Origin of the sequence: Pseudomonas sp. A214 (assembly GCF_900156295.1) — a bacterium.
Lineage (GTDB): Bacteria > Pseudomonadota > Gammaproteobacteria > Pseudomonadales > Pseudomonadaceae > Aquipseudomonas > Aquipseudomonas rhizophila.
Window position 1 is genome coordinate 1056568 of sequence record NZ_LT707062.1, and the last position, 19759, is coordinate 1076326.

General features: G+C 54.1%; 21 protein-coding genes. 11 read left to right on the forward strand and 10 right to left on the reverse strand.

The annotated features are described in order from the left end of the window. Window positions 1-142: 142 nt before the first annotated feature. From BW979_RS04665 to BW979_RS04690, 6 genes are all read left to right on the forward strand, one after another. Entirely contained in the window at window positions 143-346 is a 204-nt protein-coding gene (locus BW979_RS04665) for a hypothetical protein (RefSeq protein WP_047226869.1), read from the forward strand. Between the two features lie 339 nt (window positions 347-685). Continuing rightward, a complete protein-coding gene (locus BW979_RS04670) occupies window positions 686-1972 on the forward strand; it encodes an OprD family porin (RefSeq protein WP_047226870.1) in 1287 nt (428 codons plus the stop codon). A 233-nt stretch (window positions 1973-2205) separates the two neighbouring features. After that, a complete protein-coding gene (locus BW979_RS04675) occupies window positions 2206-2952 on the forward strand; it encodes a 2OG-Fe dioxygenase family protein (RefSeq protein ID WP_076383289.1) in 747 nt (248 codons plus the stop codon). Between the two features lie 13 nt (window positions 2953-2965). Further along, complete coding sequence (locus BW979_RS04680; RefSeq protein WP_171061302.1) at window positions 2966-3403, forward strand: GNAT family N-acetyltransferase; 438 nt, start codon at window positions 2966-2968, stop codon at window positions 3401-3403. After that, complete coding sequence (locus BW979_RS04685; RefSeq protein ID WP_047226872.1) at window positions 3400-4113, forward strand: AzlC family ABC transporter permease; 714 nt, start codon at window positions 3400-3402, stop codon at window positions 4111-4113. Before BW979_RS04680 ends, BW979_RS04685 begins: the two co-directional genes overlap by 4 nt. After that, window positions 4092-4409: an AzlD domain-containing protein gene (locus BW979_RS04690; protein WP_047226873.1), complete on the forward strand. Its 318-nt coding sequence runs from the start codon at window positions 4092-4094 to the stop codon at window positions 4407-4409. Before BW979_RS04685 ends, BW979_RS04690 begins: the two co-directional genes overlap by 22 nt. On the opposite strand, the gene BW979_RS04695 is transcribed toward BW979_RS04690, so the two are convergent. Next, window positions 4326-5252: a LysR family transcriptional regulator gene (locus BW979_RS04695; RefSeq protein ID WP_047226874.1), complete on the reverse strand. Its 927-nt coding sequence runs from the start codon at window positions 5250-5252 to the stop codon at window positions 4326-4328. The two genes, BW979_RS04690 and BW979_RS04695, sit on opposite strands and share 84 nt — an antisense overlap. 354 nt (window positions 5253-5606) lie before the next feature. On the opposite strand from BW979_RS04695, the gene BW979_RS04700 reads away from it, so the two are divergent. Both BW979_RS04700 and BW979_RS04705 read left to right on the forward strand, forming a co-directional pair. Then, window positions 5607-6017, forward strand: coding sequence for an MbcA/ParS/Xre antitoxin family protein (locus BW979_RS04700; RefSeq protein WP_047226875.1), 411 nt, complete (start codon window positions 5607-5609; stop codon window positions 6015-6017). Then, complete coding sequence (locus BW979_RS04705) at window positions 6017-6694, forward strand: RES family NAD+ phosphorylase (RefSeq protein WP_047226876.1); 678 nt, start codon at window positions 6017-6019, stop codon at window positions 6692-6694. The genes BW979_RS04700 and BW979_RS04705 overlap by 1 nt, the downstream gene beginning before the upstream one ends. 144 nt (window positions 6695-6838) lie before the next feature. Here the strand turns inward: BW979_RS04705 and BW979_RS04710 are convergent, their stop codons facing one another. Next, on the reverse strand, window positions 6839-8446 hold the full coding sequence (locus BW979_RS04710) for a methyl-accepting chemotaxis protein (protein WP_076383290.1): 1608 nt from the start codon (window positions 8444-8446) through the stop codon (window positions 6839-6841). A gap of 233 nt (window positions 8447-8679) precedes the next feature. Here BW979_RS04710 and BW979_RS04715 point away from each other — a divergent pair, with 233 nt between their 5' ends. Then, window positions 8680-9216, forward strand: a complete 537-nt coding sequence (locus tag BW979_RS04715) for a dihydrofolate reductase family protein (RefSeq protein WP_076383291.1) — start codon at window positions 8680-8682, stop codon at window positions 9214-9216. A gap of 236 nt (window positions 9217-9452) precedes the next feature. Here the strand turns inward: BW979_RS04715 and BW979_RS04720 are convergent, their stop codons facing one another. Beyond that, complete coding sequence (locus tag BW979_RS04720) at window positions 9453-9731, reverse strand: DUF3077 domain-containing protein (protein WP_047226879.1); 279 nt, start codon at window positions 9729-9731, stop codon at window positions 9453-9455. A gap of 804 nt (window positions 9732-10535) precedes the next feature. Between BW979_RS04720 and BW979_RS04725 the strand changes: the two genes are divergently transcribed. Both BW979_RS04725 and BW979_RS28070 read left to right on the forward strand, forming a co-directional pair. Then, a complete protein-coding gene (locus BW979_RS04725; protein ID WP_076383292.1) occupies window positions 10536-12638 on the forward strand; it encodes a GNAT family N-acetyltransferase in 2103 nt (700 codons plus the stop codon). Then, entirely contained in the window at window positions 12631-13071 is a 441-nt protein-coding gene (locus tag BW979_RS28070; RefSeq protein WP_076383293.1) for an ASCH domain-containing protein, read from the forward strand. Before BW979_RS04725 ends, BW979_RS28070 begins: the two co-directional genes overlap by 8 nt. Window positions 13072-13207: 136 nt before the next feature. On the opposite strand, the gene BW979_RS04735 is transcribed toward BW979_RS28070, so the two are convergent. The 7 genes from BW979_RS04735 to BW979_RS27750 form a co-directional block, all read right to left on the reverse strand. Beyond that, on the reverse strand, window positions 13208-13912 hold the full coding sequence (locus BW979_RS04735; protein ID WP_076383294.1) for a DarT1-associated NADAR antitoxin family protein: 705 nt from the start codon (window positions 13910-13912) through the stop codon (window positions 13208-13210). A 13-nt stretch (window positions 13913-13925) separates the two neighbouring features. After that, window positions 13926-14555 carry a DarT ssDNA thymidine ADP-ribosyltransferase family protein gene (locus BW979_RS04740; RefSeq protein WP_076383295.1) on the reverse strand — a complete coding sequence of 210 codons (630 nt, stop codon included), beginning with the start codon at window positions 14553-14555 and terminating at the stop codon, window positions 13926-13928. A gap of 404 nt (window positions 14556-14959) precedes the next feature. Continuing rightward, window positions 14960-15235: a hypothetical protein gene (locus BW979_RS04745; RefSeq protein ID WP_076383296.1), complete on the reverse strand. Its 276-nt coding sequence runs from the start codon at window positions 15233-15235 to the stop codon at window positions 14960-14962. Next, the gene (locus BW979_RS04750; protein ID WP_076383297.1) at window positions 15232-16212 is read right to left on the reverse strand and encodes an integrase domain-containing protein; all 981 of its coding nucleotides are present in this window, start codon (window positions 16210-16212) and stop codon (window positions 15232-15234) included. Before BW979_RS04750 ends, BW979_RS04745 begins: the two co-directional genes overlap by 4 nt. Before the next feature lie 710 nt (window positions 16213-16922). Then, on the reverse strand, window positions 16923-17912 hold the full coding sequence (locus BW979_RS04760; RefSeq protein WP_076383298.1) for an Abi family protein: 990 nt from the start codon (window positions 17910-17912) through the stop codon (window positions 16923-16925). A 425-nt stretch (window positions 17913-18337) separates the two neighbouring features. After that, complete coding sequence (locus BW979_RS04765; RefSeq protein ID WP_076383299.1) at window positions 18338-19489, reverse strand: site-specific integrase; 1152 nt, start codon at window positions 19487-19489, stop codon at window positions 18338-18340. Further along, a complete protein-coding gene (locus BW979_RS27750) occupies window positions 19486-19698 on the reverse strand; it encodes a hypothetical protein (protein ID WP_076383300.1) in 213 nt (70 codons plus the stop codon). The genes BW979_RS04765 and BW979_RS27750 overlap by 4 nt, the downstream gene beginning before the upstream one ends. Window positions 19699-19759 lie beyond the last annotated feature (61 nt).

The following is a 19759-nucleotide window of genomic DNA, read 5'->3' on the forward strand; positions in this document are numbered from 1 at the left end:
TTTATGTCTGCAGATCGGCAGTGCAGGCACATTGGCATAGCTCTTGTATCTGTATCCCGGCAGTTCTGGGGAGCGGAGCTGAGTTGTTTTGTCATAAACCTTGGATAAATTGGCCGCTCATCAACCAGGAGAGGGCGCTGGAATGAATATGATAAGCGAGCGCACATACCATCCCTTGGCCGTTGTCAATGGTGAGTCGCTTAAAGCTTTGGCACAGTGGTTGAAGTCCAACGGAACGCGTCAGACCAGAGAACCCGACCCGCGTCGGATGATCATGGAACGCTACCCGGATGGCCTGTTCAGTGAGGCTGAGCTGGAAGCACTGTGGGACGTGATGCAAGGATAGAATTCGACGGATTGAGAAAAGGCGCTGGCCAGGATGGCAGCGCTTTTTTTGTGGCTGATGGTTCTGTGTTGAACACTGAGCCCATTTGAAGGTTGTTTTTAGAAGTTTTTCGCCTGATTACAGACGATTCACGAAATTGACACATCATTGAAGGCGGGACTAGGATTCGTCCACGCCTGTGGCTAACAGCCATGACTCTTAAATAATAAAAAGGCCCGCCACGATCATTCGTGGGCGGGCCTTTTCATTATTTTCAGGAGCAAGAGTCCGAAAAAGAGCGCAAAAGCGCCGTTTCGGCTGCCGTCGCAGTGCGTATCAACCCGTATAAGGAAAATAATCATGTTGAACAAGCGCATTGCTCTGATCGCACTGGGGATTTTAAACACGACATATGCCATGGCCAGCGACCAGGCTGAGTCCAAGGGGTTCGTTGAGGACAGCAGCCTGAACGTGCTGTTACGCAACGCCTATATCAATCGCGACTACAAAAACGGTAATGAAGACAAAGCCGAATGGGGGCAGGCCGCCATCGGAACGTTCTCGTCCGGCTTTACCCAAGGCACTGTCGGTGTAGGGGTGGACGCCTTCGGACTGTACGCGCTGCGTCTGGATGGCGGCAAAGGTCGCAGCGGTGCGGGCGGCATCGACTTCTTCAAGCAAGGCGACAGCGGCAACGCGGCCGATGACCTGTCCAAGTTTGGTGCGGCGGTCAAATTCCGTGTTTCCAATACCGTGTTGGCCTACGGTGACCAGATGCCGGCGTTGCCGGTGCTGAGCTACGACAACTCGCGCCTGCTGCCGGAAAGCTATACCGGCACGCTGATCACCTCCAAAGAGATCAAGGGCCTGGAGCTGAACGCTGGACGTTTCACCGCCGAGTCGCGCAAGAGCGCCGAGGGTCGTGACAGCGGTGGCCTGAAGTCGATCAACGTATTGGGCGGCAGCTATCAGTTCACCGAGCAGTTCAAGGCTTCGCTCTACGCCTCGGATGTCGAGGACGTGTTGAAGAAGCAGTACGTGAACGCCAACTACGTATTCCCGCTGGCCAAGGATCAATCCCTGACCCTGGACTTCAACGGCTATCGCACCAAGCTGGACAACAGCTATGTTCGCGAAAACAACGTCACCGGCGACGACAACAAGATCTGGAGCCTGGCCGCCACCTTCGCCACCGGCCCGCACAGTTTCACCCTCGCTCACCAGCGCAGCACTGGTGACAGCAACCTGGGCTACGCCTATGGCGGTTATCAGCGCGGGCAGAATCGTGTAGGGGACGGCGGCAATACGATCTACCTGGCCAACTCCTACTGGTCCGACTTCAATGCTGAAGACGAGCGCAGCTGGCAACTGGGTTATGGCCTGGATTTCACCACGTTCGGGGTTCCCGGTCTGACGTATAACGTGGCTTATGTGCGTGGCGATAACATCACCACCTCCACCAGCGAAGGTGGCACCGAGCGCGAGATCTTCAACCAGTTCAAGTACGTAGTCCAGAACGGTCCCGCCAAAGACCTGAGCGTACGGTTGCGCAGTTCCTTCCTGCGTGTTTCGCAGAAATCCAGCGAGTACAACGTCAGCGGCAATGAGCTGCGGGTGTTCGTGGATTATCCGATCAGCGTCTTCTGATGCCTGATCACGTTACAAGCGTCTGATGAAAAACCCCGAGCGCAAACTCGGGGTTTTTTCTTTGGACGGCAAAAAAAACGTTGGAACAGTCTGTTTTCCCGAGAAAAAGTCGTACTAATGAAACATTGTCCACCGTTTCAAGCATGGCTTGAAATGCCTCAAATACTTTCTCATGGACGTAAATCCTGTACCTACTAGATTAGGCTGCTCAATGCAGTGGAGACCTATGAAAAATGATCGTTCTGAACAGGGAAGTAGGCGAAGCGCTGAGGCGTGACAAATACGTCAACGTCCGCGGTGGAGACTTCAATCTCTACGGTCATTTCGGCGACTTTGTCCGGCTGACCAAGAGCTGGGAAAACATGGAGCCCGACAGCTACTACGGCCAGGCCGAGTCAGGCATGCGTTTTCGCCGCTATAGCGACTTCGAATACAACCCCAGGACCCGCGACCTTACGCAGCTCGAGCATCGGGCCTACATTCAGTCCAAGGCCAACAACAGCTATGTCGGTGGACTGGAGCGGCACTTCCAGGACTTTTCCAACGAAGTGATCAACTCACCGGTGATGCGCAGTCTGATCGACACGGACTTTGAGGTGTACAAGAACGTCCTTCCCCAGGAGCTGCACGAGGAAATCTGGCAGTGCCAGATCCACCAGATCCGTATCGAGATCAAGCCGGGCAAGCAACTGGAAATCACCCCTGAAGGGATCCATTGCGACGGGTATCCGTTCAGCGGCGTGCACTTCTGGGGCCGTCATAATGTGGCCGGCGCAGAGAGTCGTCTGTACTCCGCCCAGGAAGAACAACTGGCGGCGATTACCTACGAGGACATTCTCGACACCACGTTTTTCCTCGACCGCGACATGCGCCATTACGTCACCCCGGCCCGGAACGTCCACAGCCATGAAATGGCTTTCAGGCAGATCCTGGCGATTTCCTTCTCGCGGCCCGGGACCGCTTTCGACATTGTTCGCTGAACAGCTCGAACCCATGGACGATCTGGAGCAACAGGTTCTGTTGCGCCGGGCAATGGTCAGGGACGCCGAACGACTGGAGCAGTTTTTTCGCGGTTTCGACGAAGTGTCGTTCTGCGAGTGGCAGGATGCCCGATTCTTGCGCGGGGTATTGTTGCAGGACACCACCACCGCGTACCTGGCCGTCGATGTCAGCGGTGAAGTGGTGGGGGCGGTGATTGGCGGCATGCTCGGCACCCGTGGCACCATCAATCACCTGGCCGTCAGCCCGGGGCATAGAACCCGAGGCTTGGGCCAGCGTCTGGTGGAGGCTGCATCGGCCGACATGAAACGGGTCGGCGTACTGCGCATGTTCCTGTTCGTCGACGATGCTAATCTGGCCGGCAAGCGGTTTTGGGCAGCCCAAGGCTTTTGTGAGCCTCGGGGTGAAATCACTTTCGAGAGGGATCTATGAGCAAGACTTCCAGCCAGCCGCTGGTGGTCGAACCACAAGCCTCGCGTACCTTTGCTGAAGCCAGTCCGGTGGTAGCGGGTTATTTTACGGTTTCGTTTGTGTTCGGTCTGATGGCGGTCAACGCCGGGTTGCCCTTGTGGCTGCCGGTGGCGATGTGCCTGTTCGTTTACGCGGGCGCTTCGCAATTCGCGGCACTGGCGTTGATTTCCAGTGGCGCATCGCTGACCACCATCGTGCTCACCACCTTTCTGATCAACGCGCGACACATGCTGATGTCGGTCTACATGGCCAAGGCATTGCGTGCGCTGGGGCTCAGTCGTTTCGAGCGCTGGTGCTACGCGGCGGGGCTCACGGACGAGTCATTCGCTTTCCACAGCGTCAAGCTCGGCACCGGTGCGCCGGTCAGCGTGCGTTACCTGATCGGCTTCAACCTCTTTTGCCACACCTCCTGGGTGCTGGGTGGCCTGTTGGGAGCGGTGTGCGCGCAATACGCGGCGCACCTGATCAAATACCAGCTCGACTACGCCTTGACCGCGATGATGCTCTACGTGCTGGTTTCGCTGTGCAATACCCGTAACAAACTGATCGCTGCCCTGGCGGCGGTCGTCTGCATGGGCGGGCTGAGCCTGCTGGGCAGCTCGCCGTTCAATGTCTTCATTGCCACGTTCGTTGGCTGCGGGGTGGGCGTATGCCTGACCAAACGTTCCTGATCCTGGTCGTGGCCCTGATGATGGCGGTGACCTTTCTGCCACGGGCCCTGCCGCTGCAGGTCAATACTGAAAACTGGCCACCGTTCGTCGCCCGCGCCCTGGAATACCTGCCGGTGGCGATCGTCGCTGCCATCAGCCTCACCCCGTTGTTGATCAAGGATCAGCAGATACAACTCGACCGCCCGGAATTCTATGCCGCGATTCCGACGCTGTTATGTGCGTATTTCAGCCGCAACCTGTTTCTCAGTGTGGCGGTGGGCACGGCGGCGTACATCGCGCTCGGTTCGTTCCTTTAGCGTCAGGTCCACAACATCGTGCAGCGCCTGGCCGGACAACTCTGGATTATTCACCGCCAGGCGGACCTCGAGGAAATCCTCGAAGTCCGGGAAAATCGTCAGGTCGTTACGCAGCGCCGCTTCCCGGGACACCAGCCCCAGGCCATCGAGTTGGGTAATCAACGACAATGTCAGCGTTTCACTGCAGGAATACACCATCCGCTGACTCGAGCCGTACTCGCCCAGGCCGGCATCCAGGAAGCGAAGGAAGCTGTGGGAATACGGACATTCCTCGGCCGGACGCACCTGAAACTTATCGCCGAGCAAACCGAGGGAGTCGTCCTCTTCGCCGCAATGGGCGCCGACCACCTGCACCTGGACGTCCGGCATTGTGATGCTGGAAAAGCCGCTCTGCTGCGGACCGATCAGGATCGCCAGGTCAAAATCTTCGTTCTTGAGCTTGCTCAGGTTCTCCATCGACTCGGCGTAGCTGAACTCCAACTGATACTGGGGAAACACGGCGATCAGCCGATCGATCATCCGCCGGTTGAACTCCGCCGGCAGCGTGGTATTGAGCGCCACTCTCAGCGTGCGCTGCCGAGGCGTCTTCAGCGCCGCGACCTTCTCTTCCAACTGCCGCGTGGCAACCAGCACCTGATCCATGAACGGCGTCAGTTCCGAGCCTTGGCTCGTCAACGTCAGGCCCTTGTTCGACCGCCGGAACAACCGGAAGCCGAACTGCTCCTCAACTTTGTTCAACTGTGCCGCCAATGCCTGCACCGTGAGGCACGAATGTTCCGCCGCCGCCGACAAGGAGCCGGTCTGCACGATGCGCATGAGGTTGCGTAAGGTTCTGCTATCCATGAGGTAATGCCCTCTGCTTAAGTGGGCTCGCTATTGTTGTGCACCTGGCCCGGTCAGGCAGTGCATGCCGGCTATCATCATGTACCTTGCCACGGTTGTCGCGGTTTTGTGGCGAAAAGCTCCGGCAGACGATGGTTGGAGCTTATGCGGGATTTGGGTTTTTTGCCTGATCAACGGTAATCGGGGCGGTCAGCGAGTCCGTAAGTGGCTGGAGCAGAGAAAATTCCTGCACACAGCTTGCTGAATGGTTCAGGTAGAGGGTGGTAAAAATCCGTTTGCGAATAAAAAATAATAATTTATCCGTATTTGTACTACTCTCTAGGTGTCACCCCCTAGCAATGGAGCCCAAATTTTATGGCAACCTCCTCCATCACCCTCAACGCGCAGCAACAATTGGACTCCCCGGACGCGGGTCGGGTCGCGTTGAAGTTTTTCTTCAATCTCATGGCGTTGTGGGGCTGCAGTGTCGAGCAGCAGCGCACATTGCTGGGCAAGGTAGGCAACACGACTTTCTATAAGTACAAGCAATTACCGGAAAACGTCAGGCTGCCTCACGACACACTGGAGCGCATTTCCTACCTCATGGGTATTCACAAGGCGCTGAGCATCATCTTCAGCAACAGCCGGGACCGCGCTTACCAGTGGGTCAACAGCCCTAATACCGCTGCGCCCTTCAACGGCCAGTCGGCACTGGCCTACATGCTTGCCGGGCGGGTGGTGGACATTGCCGACGTGCGGCGTTACCTCGACGGAGTGCGCGGTTGATGACGCCACCACTGGCGGACCCGCAATGGAAGCGTGCCTACCGGATCGTCAACAGCAGCTTCCCGCCGATTGCGCTGTTCGAAGACGTGCTCGATCCCGAGGACCTGCCCACCGCGTATGCCCTGGAAGCACTGACCAACGATAGGCTCATGGAAGAAGCCGGGGTGCTGTCCCGGGTACGCCCCGAGGACCGCATTTCCGGGCCCGGCTCCTCGCCGGTGATGGCCGCGTTTACCCATATCGGCAAAAGCAGCCGCTTCAGTGACGGCACCTTCGGCGTCTACTACGCCGCCAGCAGCCAGGAAGCGGCCATTGCCGAGACCTGCTACCACCAGGCGCGATTCCTCGGAGCGACTAACGAGCCGGATCTGGAATTGACCATGCGCACTTACGTCAACAAGGTCATCAAGCCGTTGCACGACATCCGCCAGGACTACCCGCACCTGCACGACCCGGACCCCACCGCCTACGGTCCGTCCCAGGTGTTCGCCCGGCAACTGCGTGAAACCTTGTCCTGGGGCTTGCTGTACAACAGCGTCCGCCTGCCCGGCCACGAATGCGTGGCGGCGTTTCGTCCACCGGCGGTTTCGATTCCGGTGCAGGGCAAGCATATCCGTTACGTCTGGAGCGCCCAGAAGCGGGAGATTTCGTTTGTGTTTGAGGTGAGCGAGGTGTGAGTCAGGTCTTTAGGGTGTTTTGGCTGGGCAATAATTATTGCCCAGCCAAAATTTTCAATAATTCGCGGGTATTGAAAGCACGGGCTGCTACACAGCCGAGCGAGAGCAAGCGGCCTCGCCACAAAAGTGGGTCCGGCCGATTGATCAAATCTTGAACTGCTGCACCGAAGACTGCATCGACCCCGCCGCATCGTTCAATTGATCCGCTGTTTGCGTCAGGTTGTGAATCGAGCGGGTGTTCTCGCGGGACTGCGCGGCAATCGACTCCACCCTCTGAGCCATTTCATCGCTGGCCTTCGATTGTTCGGCAATGGTCTGGGAAATTTCCTCCACCACTTCTGCCGCGTGCCGGGCGCCGGTGCGGATTTCGCTGATGGACACCCCGGCCTGCTGGGCCAGTGAGACGCCTTCGTCCACGCGGCTGACGCAAGCCTGCATGTTCGCCACCGCATCCCGGGCGCTGGTCTGGATGCGCTCGATCATTGCGGTGATTTCCTGAGTGGACTGGGTGGTGCGCGCTGCCAGGTTACGCACCTCATCGGCCACCACCGCAAAGCCGCGCCCCGCCTCACCGGCGCGGGCGGCTTCGATGGCGGCGTTGAGGGCCAGCAGGTTGGTTTGCTCAGCGATGCTCTTGATCACCTGAATGATGGAATGAATGTCTTCGGACGACGCATCCAGCGCGGTGATCTTGCTGGACGACTGATTGACCACCTCGGCGATCCGGCTCATGCCCTCTACCACCCCAAGAATCACTTGCCCGCCGCTGCTGGCCAGTTGTTCGGACTGCGCTGAAATCGTCCGGGCGCTGTCGGCGTGCTGATGGATCTGGCTGATGTTCGCCATCATCTGCTCCATGCTCGCCGCCATGCTGGTGGCGCTCTGAGCCTGCTGATCGGCGCTGGACACAATCTGCCGCGCCGTATCGCCCAATACGCGCGACGTGCCATGCAACTCGTCACTCTGGCTGCGGATCGTGGCGATCATTTGCCGCAGGTTGATCTGCATCTGCTCGATCACACCTTGCAACTGACCCAGCTCATCCTTGCTTTGAGCTCCCATCGAGCGCTGCAAATCCCCTTGGGAAATAGCCTGGGTATTGAGGATGATCTTGTTTAGCGGCGTGAGCACCGCCTTGAGCAGGCTCCAGGACAACAGCGCCAACGCCACGCAGGTGGCCAGCAATGTGAAAACCAACCAGCGCTCCGACGTTTGAATGCTGTGGTCCTGATGCTCGCGGGTGGCATGGGCCTGGCTCTCGATCAACTCACTCACCGCCTCGTTACGCTCCTCCAGCGCCGAAAACGCCCCGTCGAACTCCGTCCGCAGCGCCCGGCCATCCTGGGCACCCTCCAACGCCTTAGCGATCACCTGCTGAGCCGATGCAATATAGGTTTCCACTTGCGGCTTCAGCTCGGTAATAGCCTGAGCGATCGCTTGCGGCAACTGGGCCTCGGCATTCTCGGCGATGACCTTGCGCATCCGTTGCGCATGCTCATCGAACGCCTCCCTCACCTCCTTGGCTCCCGCGGCATCCCCCGGCGCCACCAACAAAGCGGCCAACACATCGCCACGAATGGCGTCGTGCATCATGTCCGCCTCCATGTGCTTGCGCATGGCCGAAATACTGGTCTCGCTACGCGCCAGGGCGCTGGTCATGCTGATATAGCCCCACAACCCGATACCGCCGAGCACGAGGGCAAAGAAAAGGCTGATCAACCCCGAGCCTATGATCTTGGTCCTGATCTTCATCGCCTACTACTCCAGAGGGGGCGGGATTTCAGGGCAAGTGTAGTTGAGGGCCGGCGGAGCGCTCGGAGGTTCGCTTTGATTGCTTCGGGCGCTCACGCCCGCTTGCCGATAACGCCAACGACCTGCGGGCCCGAAGACAAGCGATGGGAGCGATTGCACAATGGATGATCAATGCCAGCAGGTGTTTCTCGACGCCGGGCATCGAAATACCCCGTATGAATAAGGAGATCCTGATGGCCACTGCACATGTTTTCATCGCCACCAGCCTGGATGGCTTCATCGCCAGGCCCGACGGTGACATCGACTGGCTTTTACAGCGCGATGATCAAACCGAGGACCATGGCTACTCAGACTTCATCGCTGACAAGGACGTGATCGTGATGGGGCGCGGAACCTATGAGAAGGTCCGGACCTTCGACACCTGGTTCTACGAGCGCCCCGTGGTGGTGCTGTCTGAAAGCCTGTTGGATGCGCCAGTGCCCGAAGCGCTGAAGGGCAAGCTCCGGTTCTCTAGCCTCGCGCCCAAGGACGTGATGGAGGAACTGACGAGACAAGGCGTACGTCGGGTCTATGTCGATGGCGGACAGGTGGTGCAGTCATTCCTGCGCGATGGTTTAATCACCGAAATGGTGATTACCACTGTACCTGTGCTGATCGGCTCCGGAAGGCCATTGTTCGGGGCTCTTGGGCAGGACGTAGATCTGAAACTGGTATCCAGCCGCTGGTTTGCTTCGGGGTTGGTGCAGTCTACCTATCGCTTGGCGACATGATGCGCTTGCGTGGGTATTAGGCCCGCAGCGCCAGAGCGTTCTCGTAGGAAAGCGGGGGACAGACCATGGTTGATTTAGTGTCCGCCTATTCATTGCAGCCGGTAATCGTGCTCTGTCCGTAGCCCCCGTGGCGAGGGAGCTTGCTCCCGCTGGGCTGCGAAGCTGCCCTTCTTTAATCCGCTCCTGCAAATAAAATTCAATGCTGCCCCCTCGGAGCAGCATTGCCCCTGCGGCTCTTAAGCAGAATGACTCCCCGGCGCCTCCAGCACCTTCACCACGTCATCAATCACCGCTTTGCTCATATCCTGCAAATAACACGACGCCCAGGCGTACCGATCCGTGCTGCGAATCATCGCCGCGTCCTCGGCCAAGAGCTTGGCAACGTGGAGCAGGTCGGAGGCGTGGGATAAGGCTTCGCCGATGGGAATGCCGCTGTTGACGCGGAAGAGGGGGCGGTCGGAGTGGTAGGAGAAGGGGGTTAGGCCTGGGGTTTTGAGGTCTTGCGGGTTTGGCATTGTCTGGCTCCTTGACTGTGAGAGCCGCAACCTTCCTTTCCTACGGGATTGGGTGGCGGCCATGCACGGGGTAGGAAAACCGGGAATCAAGGCACCCGGCACACCCGAAGGTGTCCCGCGCACAGCCGCCATAACGCATATCGCAGACACAAAAAAAGCGCCTGCAATAGTAAGCGAGGCGCAGCTGATACGCCTTGATTTACTTCGGGTTTCCTACGCCCGGTCGCTGAATTGGCAGCGATAGTTGGAGGGTAGCGGTCGATTGGATAGGGGACAATCGTGGCGCCATGCTGGCGGGGCTAGAAATTATGTGTCTGGGATTAACGAATCTGGGGCGGACGGGGCGAGCTTGCGCCTGTATGGCAGAGTGTCGGTGGTGATGGCCTCATCGCGAGCAGGGTCGCTCCGACAGAATTCAGTGTGTGGATTGAAAGTAGACGTGCAGAAACAACAAAGCCCTCGCATTTCTGCGAGGGCTTCGTTTTTGTATGGTGCGGCACCAGGAGTCGAACAAGTAGCTAACATATTGAATTTATGAAAAATATTTCTAGTGGTTAGATTGACTATCTCATTCTTTACCCTTATTCAATTGTCTGGAAGTACCGACCATTACCTCCTCTTAAATAGATAAAGTTATGGCTGTGGCCGAGCTTCGCTTTCTAATACTGTGCGACATGCGGATTAGTGTTTTTATTCGATGTCTTAACGGTCTGCCGCTTTTGTTAAGGACAGGTGAGCGCTCAGCTGATTCGTGCTATTATACGTCCCTAATAACTTGTCCTTTCAGTAAGAGTTTGACTCGTAATGGAATACATAATATTAAAAAGCTTTGATCATGTTTCTTTGTACATAGATCAAGTTTCAAATATCGCCGATAATAATAAGGGAGCATTTGGATTTTTGGCTTCTTCAGCATATGATCAAATGGCGTCAAAAGGACAGTTGTGGGTAATAGTTAATGAGGTTAGAGAACTAAAAGGCTATCTGATGTTTGGCGGCACTATGCCGAGTATTAAAGTTTTTCAGATTTACTCCTGTCGCTCTGTAAGAGGGCATAGAATTGGTTCGCGTTTAATAAGTTCGTTGAAAGATTTTGCGAAAGAGCACGGCTACCATTCCATTGTGGCTAGGGTAGCTTCTGATTTGCCAGCAAACGAGTTTTGGAGCAAGTTAGGGTTTCAGGTTTATAAGCAGGTCAAGGGTGGAGAAACGACTAAGCGGATTATTAATGTCCGTGGATTCGTTGTGAATGATAATGACTTGTTCGGCTCATTAGGTAACGAACGAGTAGGCGTTAGACCAACAGGGCCTGTACTTAAGAAACGGATTTATGCTTTGGATCTTAATCTTCTCTTGGATGTTTCCAAGGCAAGGCCAGGCTATGAGCAGATAGTGAAAATCATGCAGGTTGGATTCCAAGGAGGATTTTCGATTTGCATAACTCCAGAGTTCAAAGCGGAGCTTGAACGGCAATCGTCACACTTTTCGGATGATCCGGTTTTGAGAATGGCTGGAGCATTTCCTGAACTAATGGCAAATACTGATGTTCAAGAAATAGCTGAATCATTGAGAAGAGATATTTTTCCGTCTAGAACAGCAGATAGAAAGTCAGCTCAGAATGATGAGTCTGATTTACGGCATTTAGCTTATTGCATATCTGCCAAAATAGATGGTTTCATAACTCGCGAGAAAGCACTTCTAAGATCTTGTAATGATATTAAATATAAGTATGGGTGTTCTATACTTTCTCCTGATGAGCTTATTACGGATAATGGGTTCTCAAGGTCTGATAAGCCGCTGAATTCTGATTTTTCGTTCTCTTCTTCTACTATGACTGATGAGTTAAGTGCTTTTTTAAGCTCTTTTTCAGTGCCAGAACTAGTGAGTGCAAGTCTTGATGCGGCCTCGCCTACTAAAGAGGGGACGAATGTATATGAGGCCCGGTTGGATGGGGAGTTATTCGGTATATATTATTTCCAAAAACCGGTTAAATCTTCAGGGCATGCATTAGCCGCGTTGTATATCGATGAGAGCCGTCCTCAAGCAATCGCAGCAATCGACCACTTTCTAGAAATGGCTTTGAGATATAAGTGCTCGTTCTCGCATCGCTTGGATTTGTATATCGGGAAAGATCAGGATATCACTGCAGAAACCCTTACTAAGAAAGGTTTTTTCAAATCCACAGATCATTTTGTAAAAATTATGAGTAGCGAATTTTTAGACCGTAAAAACTGGTCGGACTTCGCTCGAACCGTCAAAACTTTTTGCGAGTTCAGTATTCCAGAAAAGCTCCCTTCAAAGAAGGAACTTCAAAATACCGGCATATTTATCTCTGATGCATTTAATGAGTCTCAAGTATTTTCTTGGTTCGATTTCGAGACTGCTATTGGGCCTAAGTTTATTTTGAGCTCCGATAGGGATTGTATCATAGTGCCTATCCGTGAAAAATTCGCTAATGGGTTGATAGGTAACGTAAAGAACCAACTGTCTCTGCTGTCTAGTCATCAGCAAATATTTTTACTTGAGAAAGCGTATTTTAGGTCACCAGTTAGAGAGTCTATTTTTACACGGGGTGGGGTTATTGCTTTTTACGTTTCGGGGATAAAAAGCATTCAGGAAATTATAGGTTTCGCACGAATTACATTTTCAGATGTCATAGATATTGACGAGGCAGCCGTTAAGTTTGATCGACAGGGTGTTTTGTCAAAAAAAGAGTTACTTGATATTTCTGATGGGGCAGGGCGCGTTCATGTCTTCACGTTTGATAATTTTATTGAATTTGATCGGCGCGTATCATTTTCAAGGGCGAAAGAGTTGGGACTAATTAGTAATGCTAACTTAGTCTCCCCTGAGCGAATAGGCGTGGATAAGCTGAAGGTGTTAATTGGGGAAGCCTATAATGATTGAGGCGCTGGTGTCCATCAAGCCGAGGCATGTGGATAACATTATGCGAGGCAAAAAGAGTGTTGAGCTTAGAGTTAAGCCCATCAGTTTGCCACCTGGGTCCCGACTATGGGTGTATACAACTCTACCGGTGGGTAGGATAGATATGTCCGCGCAGGTAGACTTTGTAAAGAGTCTGCCTCCAGAGGAGATATGGACAAAGTATGGAAAAGAGATCTGTATTTCCAAACTTGATTTTGACCTATACACAGCTGGGCGTGATCTAGTAACGGCTATAGGCTTGAAAGACATAACCATTTTAGATCAAGGTGTATGCTTACCTTTGATTCGCATGAGGCTTGGCAAGTTTCAGCCCCCACAGTTTTTTTCCAAAATAGCCCCGAACAGTCCGCTGCTCACGCTTCTTTGTGGGGGTAATGAGGTGACTAGCGATTAGGTATGGCTATATAGGGTTTAAATAGTAACGAAAAATCGGGGACAGACCACAATTGATTTAGTACTTATGGTATTTCTACCCCTCCATGAGGATGAGCGGTGGTAGCGCAATTGGGACAAACACCGAGCATCACCCATCAAAAATCAAAACCCTTTCTGCTCGTATCATCACGATGAGCGTTGTTAATTTTATACTTTGAAAGTATTAACAAAAAGCTCTCCTTACTATAAAGCGCCTCATCTATAAGACCTCTTTTTTTGAGCGAAGAAAATAGCGCAATTGAGTAAGCCTGACAGTTGATAGACTTCTCAGGATTGAACTCGATGTCAGTAAATGCTGAGTAGTTGGCAAGTCCCGTCATTAGTTCTGGGTTTTTATTTAAGGCATTTAGATAAAGCCAATCATAAAATGCTGTTCGAGGCTCCGTCTCCCAGTGTGTTCCAAAAAAACGAAATCCGACAATTCGACCTGAATTTTTTAAACGTTCATCTCTTTTTGCCTCTTTAGAGGTTTTTTCGAAGATGTCTAAATATGGTCCGCCGTGCTCAAAGATCTTGCTGCCTTGAAAGGCACACTCAACACTTAATGTTCTACTTTGCTTTAATGTTGTGAATAGTAAATTAAACGCGCTCAGTTCTACGCCCAAGCTTTCAAGGGACTTGCTTGAAACCTCAAGTAGGTTATCTAGATCCAGCTTTTCCCGTGCCTGTGAGTGCAGGGATGCCACAGATTTTTGCTTTTGAGAGACGGCCATCCCTGGAAACCATTTAAAGTCAACGTACTCTGTTTTTACTAACAAAGGGCCGTCTGTTGAAGGAATAAATACAGGTCGAGAAGCCATAAAACTCTTTTTCCTATCGATTAAAACTACGTGTGCCGAAACAGCCAGTGTTGGTGCCGCACAGCCTTCCAGGGATCGTCCCTAGCTGCCCCATGTATGTGTTTCTAGTAGCAAGACTATTAAAGTCTACAGCAATGATGTATCGAGGTTCGATGATATCAAAAACCAACACTTCTGCTTGCACATCTGTCGGGTCATAAGCTCTAAGTCTTTGTTCTGCGCGAGTTTGCCAGTTCGGTATCTCGTTATACATGTCATAAAATGATTGAGGCTCCTGCAATGTAGCTTGTGGGATCGTACTAATGCGTCCGTCGGCAGCATTGTGCTTACAGAATCCGACATTTTTATTCCACAGTACTTCAGGGGCGAGGCTCATAACTATCCATTCGGTTGTTACATTCTCTTGACGATACCTATAAAACATCTGGCAGTTGGGAAAGGCAATAGAGATTGATGAGCTGTCAGGGTGCCCGTCAAGTCGGAGTTGATCATTGACAACCGGTTGAGCACCAATCTCATTAAGGCGAGATAGAGGATATAGGCCATGCCTCAGAATCATCGGAAGATTTTCAGCCTTGGTGAAGTGGACAAGCCTAGGAATTCCCAGATGCGTTGAGTAAGTCTGAATAGCTCGCTTAGGCATACGATTTCCGTCCGTTGGAGTATTGCACACTATTTGTGTGGTCGTAGGACTGAAGCTAGTTCACCAAACAGGCAGCTGCCTGTTAAAGAGTGATTGCATTTGGCTATCGAAAGTAGTGCGGCAATTACCAGCTTAAAATTTAGAGAGCGAAATCACGTCAACCGGTTGTTGGTTTGAGTTTTGCCAAGAGGGAAAAAGGGGCAGATTTATTTCCCCGATTGGGGAGCTGGCGCAGCCTGCAATCTTTTCCAAGGGCAACCGGTGCTTCGTTCATGAGTTTTGGCTCAGGAGAGAACGTGCCTTGGTGACCATTTAGAGCTGTCCATAGCGCAGCGCAACTCACGCTGCGAAGCCACTGGCAGACGAAGCTTGAGCGGCGGCAATGGTCGTTTTCTAACTCCCGCTTAGTGGTTGAAACCCCATGATTTTTCTAATCGATGAGTGAGCAGTTGCACGGTCAGTAAGTAGTAATAGCGCGTCGACTCACTGTGCCGGTTTAGGTGGTGATTGAGAAACCAAGCAAGGTGTTTTCTCTGCCAAGCCCACGGGGTGTCGCGTTGCCAGCGCTCCGAGATTGCGGATTGGATAGCCTTCGCCTGACGCAGGTGGCGTTGGCGCGTGGCATGTGACCCGGTCAAAACGCCTGCCAGGAACAGCTCCATATCGAATGGCTTGCTCATGTTCGACCACCAATGTATGCGGACACCACGTCGATACGACCGTGTCCCAGCTCATAGTTGATTTGCACTCGGGCCTGCTGATCGAGGTGTCGGTCGAGCTGATAGCAGCGGCCACCGTTGATGGGCGCGAGATGGTGGATGATTTGCTCGTAGCGTTCGCACGCATAGGTCGCCCGCAATTCGTGGAAGCCTTTAAGGTTGTGCTGATGGAGGATGTGTCGGGCGGGGCGAACGATTCCCCGTTGGAAATCGAGGTAGCTTTCGTTCGGCGCAAGCAGGTTGCGGCTACCGTCGGGCGAGACCTTTTCGGCAAACCTCAGTGCGTCACGAATATGATCATCTATCGTAATCCAACGAGGTGCCGACGCGCCTGAGCGACCACCTTTGGTGCCATCCTGGATGTTGATCTTCCCGTATTGTTCGGACTCACGCTTCAGGCGCGGAAGGTCGGCCAAAATGGCCTCGCGCAAGCGCATGCCGGTGGCTCGCGCTAACTGAGCGATGGCCGCCGCACGCGGCATTTGGTGTTCGCAGAGCTCGTCGACGATCCGCTTCACGTGTTCGCGGTCTTGGCCTTGTGGCACCGAATGACGAACACTGGTGCGCCGCATTCCCAATGCCTTGCTCGGACTCGGCACTTTCACATATTGATCACCACGAAGCGCAGCCATGGTCCGATTCACGCTGGACAATCGGTTTTGCGCGGTGGCGATGCCGATAGCGCCTAGTTCAACTTGCTGCCGCAGATGCCCGGCGTAGTCCAGCAAGGTCTGCCGATCAATCTGCCGCGCATCATTAAACCCTGGTCCATCCTCCGAGCGACACCAGCGCACAAATGACTGCCAGCGATCACTGTACGCTTTGACCGTGCCGTAATGCCCGCCGCCAAACAGATCTTTTAGCGCTTGCGGCCCGGCATAGCTGAGTTGCCGACCATAGCCAAAATTGCGCCCATCCCGTCTACCGACCAACGCCATGATCAAACTCCTCTCGAAGCCAAACCGTTTGAAGTCTTTCAATGTTGAGTGTTATCAGGGATCAAGGCCCCTGCGACCTGTGAGGGTTGTCCACTAACGCGGGACTGGCGGCTCTTTACGACCGGGAGCTTGGGCATCTCATGATCTGGCCTCCTGAACACTTCCAAGAAAGTGGGCGGGTGGAGACTGCATTGGCTGACGAGACCGGTGCCGCGAGATCCTGAGTCAGGTGAAGGCAGGGATGCGATGACCGGGGCATGCCTGACTGTCAGTCAGGTGCAGTCCATTCCGTGGGCTGCGGCACCATCATCTGCATCGCTGTTGCTGGTGATTTCGGTGTTTGTCACGCCGATTGTCACGAGGGGGAATGCCGCAAAGCCTTGTACGAGTTGGGCTGCAGTAGCGGTAGGAGCGCTCGTCTCTCTCCGGAAGAAGAGACGGGCGCAGGTTGGCGCAAGGAAATGGCCAGGCGGATAGGTTGCTGCAGGGCAGCTATGAAAGGGGGTGAGTTGCCGCAGTGGGCACACTGGTAAAAGTAGGCATCCATCACATCGCTGTGACCGTGCGAGCCGCCGGACGCTAATCGCACTTTGGGAGAACCACCACGGTGTGGCGTAGCCCTAAAGGTTCTGGGAATTTGTTGGGGCCGACCACGATTTTTGGCTGGAATGATGAAACAGGGAATTAACCGCAGTCTGTTTCTAGTTTCTCTACGCTAGGCGCCATTGCTGTTGATCTTTCCAATCATTTGGAAATCCCATGAGCCTCAAATAATCCAGTTCCTGCTGATCCATGATTTCGGCCAGGCGAAGCTTCCACTGGCTGTCTGGGCTGATCAAGTCGGTTAGGTAGGCCAGCATCGTCAATACGACGTAGAGCCGCTGTTTGGGCTGAGGCTGGTCGGCGGGGGCAGTGGGAATGGCCCATTCTTTAGGTAAGGATGGTCGAATCGAGAGTTCTCGGTTCCATAGCCGTGAGTGGTGGGCACAGCAGTTGCGAATGAAGGTCAGCGTGTGGAGCCAGGAGGCCAATACTTCGAAGGGCAAGCTGAATCTGGTGGCGATAGCTTTCTTGTCGGCGCTTTTGCCTATGGCATTGAAGAGGGTAGATACCGTCCCAAGGCTGAGCTCTTCCAGGACCGCCCAAGCGGGTGGCAGCTCAGGGGAGGCATAGGTTGCACCGTAATATCGGAAGTAGTTGTCACGCATGCGGTTTTCTATCCGCTGTTGTTGGAGCCCATCGGCTTGCCGACCCTTTTTGATGCGGTCGATATCACGTCTGAGTTTGCTGCGTTCCTTAATCAATTGCTCCCGCAACGGACGCAACAGATCGGGATGTGAGTATGACGAGGAGAAGACTGACGCGTCAGCTATCCAGTCAGGCCCGTACTTAGGGCACATATGATTGCTGATAGTCGCTCGTATGGCGACTTCGACACGTTCGATGGCATCCATGGTGATGCGCCGCAACGAACCATCGAAGCGGTAGATATCGACGATTGCCTTCAGTGTGCTGCCAGGCTTGAAAGTATGTTCAGGGTCTGGCTCCTGAAAGGGGCGCATGTAGGGACTCAGACGAAACAGCGTGACCACTTCGAGAAAACGCATGGCCCGATCATCGTTGGCGATGTGCAAACCTCGTTGCTTTAGCAGTTCCAATTGCTGTTCTACGCTGAGGGCCGGCTTGTCGAAGGGCCTCATGTAGTTTTCTCCGGGCAAAAAAAACCCGCACGATTTGAGCTTGCTGACTGGGTCAACCTAGGCTTGGCGGGTGTGTTGGGGTGCATTATAGGTCGGTGCAAGCGACCGTCAACGTTGTACTGACGTGAAATTGTAACGAGTAGGAGCGCAGGCAAGGTTTGGTCTGTGGATGCTGATAAGGCGATATTGGTCTTATCCAGCTCCTAGGAAGGTTCAACCTCCAGAAACAACAAAGCCCTCGCATTTCTGCGAGGGCTTTGTTTTGTATGGTGCCGGCACCAGGAGTCGAACCCGGGACCTACTGATTACAAGGAACCTCGTCACAACATAAGAATCAACGGGTTGCACGATTTCTTCCTACGCCCAGATGCGCGAAAGCCCGCTGTTTAGGCGGGCCTTCATAGGCTTATTACGTCCGGAATTGCTCAATCAGCTGAGGGGTTAACGAGCGGCAAACTAAGGTCATAGACATCCATCATCGACTCATCGCGGTGGCCACTAGCCTCTTGCTTATCGGCCCGGTTTCCGACGGTGTCTGTGATGCCTCGGCGCTTCAAGTCGTGGATCCCGAAGCGTTGTTCTGCCGTGATGGTGCCGTCTTCAATGGACGATTTGATGAACCGTTGCCAGGCGGTATCCAGGCTGGACTTGCGCAGGGGGCCTCCATGGCTTGCGACCACGATGTAGCGTCGATCGGCACGAATGGGTATCGCCGTTGCTCTGCGCTCCCATACCTGGGCGCGATACGCCTTTGCTCCGTCCCACGCAGCGCGCAGCCTCGGCGTCCATCGAACAATGTTGTCGCGGCTGCCTTTGCGCCTGTTGGTCATCACACCTTCCGGCAACTCATGGGCGTCGGTGAGGGTGATCGTCTCAATGCCTCGCAGCCGGCAGAGGTAGGAGATCTCCATCACATAGGCCAGGTACTCGGGGCAACCACCTTTTTCGTTCCTGGCCAGCCGGCCGAACGCCCGGGCGCGATCAAGAAGGTCTTCTAGCACCTGGTGCGCCGGCAGCCGACGGCGCTTTCGCTCGATCGGAGCTTCAATGCCGAGGGCCGGGTTTACGTCCAGAAACCCCCGGTTTCGACCCCATTGCAACACCCTCCGTAAATACCTGAGAGCATGAGCCGCTTTCGACGGCGTGCCTTCGTCAGCTAGCCGATCAACTATGCGTTGTACCAACGCCGGCGAGAACTTCCGGACCGTTAAATCGCCAAGTGGAACGCCCAGTTTGGTAGGAATGTTGAGCAGGACGTCGCGGGAGTAGCAGTAGTCGTCTCGTGTCTTCGGTGCCAGTTTCTTGAAGCGATCGCTTAGGTGGAACTGTTGGCAGATGTAGCGCAACGTTCCCCGGTCCACGTTGGAGCTTTCCTCCATGATTCGGTGCAATTCGGCGAGCGACACGTCTGCCGGCGCAATATTGCGGCGACGCTGCTTCCCGTTCTCATCCATATGAGAGGTGTACCAAAGGCCGGCGCCTTTTCTGTGGTCGAAGTAAACGGCCGCTGGAAGAGCGGCCTGGTCGATGTGGGTGGGAATGTGCGGATTATGTTTCCGCTTCCTTGCTTTCCTCATAATATTTGCGTGTCGTACCGCTCTGCTGCAGTGGACTTCATGCCCGCTGCCTGGTTGATAAGGTCCACGGTGGTCCATGGTCCGGTGCGTCCTCGGAACAGCTGGATGCCTTGGTCACGTAGCGACCGCTCGACATCAGAGCGGCGTTGGTAGCCAGTAATCCGCTGCAGGTCGGCAAATGCCAGGACATTGTCCGATCGGGAGTTCATAGTTTGCCCTCGAGCGCTTGAAGCACCCCAGGCAGTGTAGTACTGCAGCCGGGGCTGGAGT

Coding starts and splice junctions, on each gene's coding strand:
- BW979_RS04710 (WP_076383290.1), bottom strand. CDS start 8,446: ATGAAGATCAGGACCAAGATCATAGGCTCGGGGTTGATCAGCCTTTTC.
- BW979_RS04670 (WP_047226870.1), top strand. CDS start 686: ATGTTGAACAAGCGCATTGCTCTGATCGCACTGGGGATTTTAAACACG.
- BW979_RS04765 (WP_076383299.1), bottom strand. CDS start 19,489: ATGAGGAAAGCAAGGAAGCGGAAACATAATCCGCACATTCCCACCCAC.
- BW979_RS04675 (WP_076383289.1), top strand. CDS start 2,206: ATGATCGTTCTGAACAGGGAAGTAGGCGAAGCGCTGAGGCGTGACAAA.
- BW979_RS04690 (WP_047226873.1), top strand. CDS start 4,092: ATGCCTGACCAAACGTTCCTGATCCTGGTCGTGGCCCTGATGATGGCG.
- BW979_RS04750 (WP_076383297.1), bottom strand. CDS start 16,212: ATGGCGTTGGTCGGTAGACGGGATGGGCGCAATTTTGGCTATGGTCGG.
- BW979_RS04680 (WP_171061302.1), top strand. CDS start 2,966: ATGGACGATCTGGAGCAACAGGTTCTGTTGCGCCGGGCAATGGTCAGG.
- BW979_RS04735 (WP_076383294.1), bottom strand. CDS start 13,912: ATGGCTTCTCGACCTGTATTTATTCCTTCAACAGACGGCCCTTTGTTA.
- BW979_RS04700 (WP_047226875.1), top strand. CDS start 5,607: ATGGCAACCTCCTCCATCACCCTCAACGCGCAGCAACAATTGGACTCC.
- BW979_RS04685 (WP_047226872.1), top strand. CDS start 3,400: ATGAGCAAGACTTCCAGCCAGCCGCTGGTGGTCGAACCACAAGCCTCG.
- BW979_RS04705 (WP_047226876.1), top strand. CDS start 6,017: ATGACGCCACCACTGGCGGACCCGCAATGGAAGCGTGCCTACCGGATC.
- BW979_RS04740 (WP_076383295.1), bottom strand. CDS start 14,555: ATGCCTAAGCGAGCTATTCAGACTTACTCAACGCATCTGGGAATTCCT.
- BW979_RS04725 (WP_076383292.1), top strand. CDS start 10,536: ATGGAATACATAATATTAAAAAGCTTTGATCATGTTTCTTTGTACATA.
- BW979_RS04745 (WP_076383296.1), bottom strand. CDS start 15,235: ATGAGCAAGCCATTCGATATGGAGCTGTTCCTGGCAGGCGTTTTGACC.
- BW979_RS04665 (WP_047226869.1), top strand. CDS start 143: ATGAATATGATAAGCGAGCGCACATACCATCCCTTGGCCGTTGTCAAT.
- BW979_RS04715 (WP_076383291.1), top strand. CDS start 8,680: ATGGCCACTGCACATGTTTTCATCGCCACCAGCCTGGATGGCTTCATC.
- BW979_RS27750 (WP_076383300.1), bottom strand. CDS start 19,698: ATGAACTCCCGATCGGACAATGTCCTGGCATTTGCCGACCTGCAGCGG.
- BW979_RS04695 (WP_047226874.1), bottom strand. CDS start 5,252: ATGGATAGCAGAACCTTACGCAACCTCATGCGCATCGTGCAGACCGGC.
- BW979_RS04760 (WP_076383298.1), bottom strand. CDS start 17,912: ATGAGGCCCTTCGACAAGCCGGCCCTCAGCGTAGAACAGCAATTGGAA.
- BW979_RS28070 (WP_076383293.1), top strand. CDS start 12,631: ATGATTGAGGCGCTGGTGTCCATCAAGCCGAGGCATGTGGATAACATT.
- BW979_RS04720 (WP_047226879.1), bottom strand. CDS start 9,731: ATGCCAAACCCGCAAGACCTCAAAACCCCAGGCCTAACCCCCTTCTCC.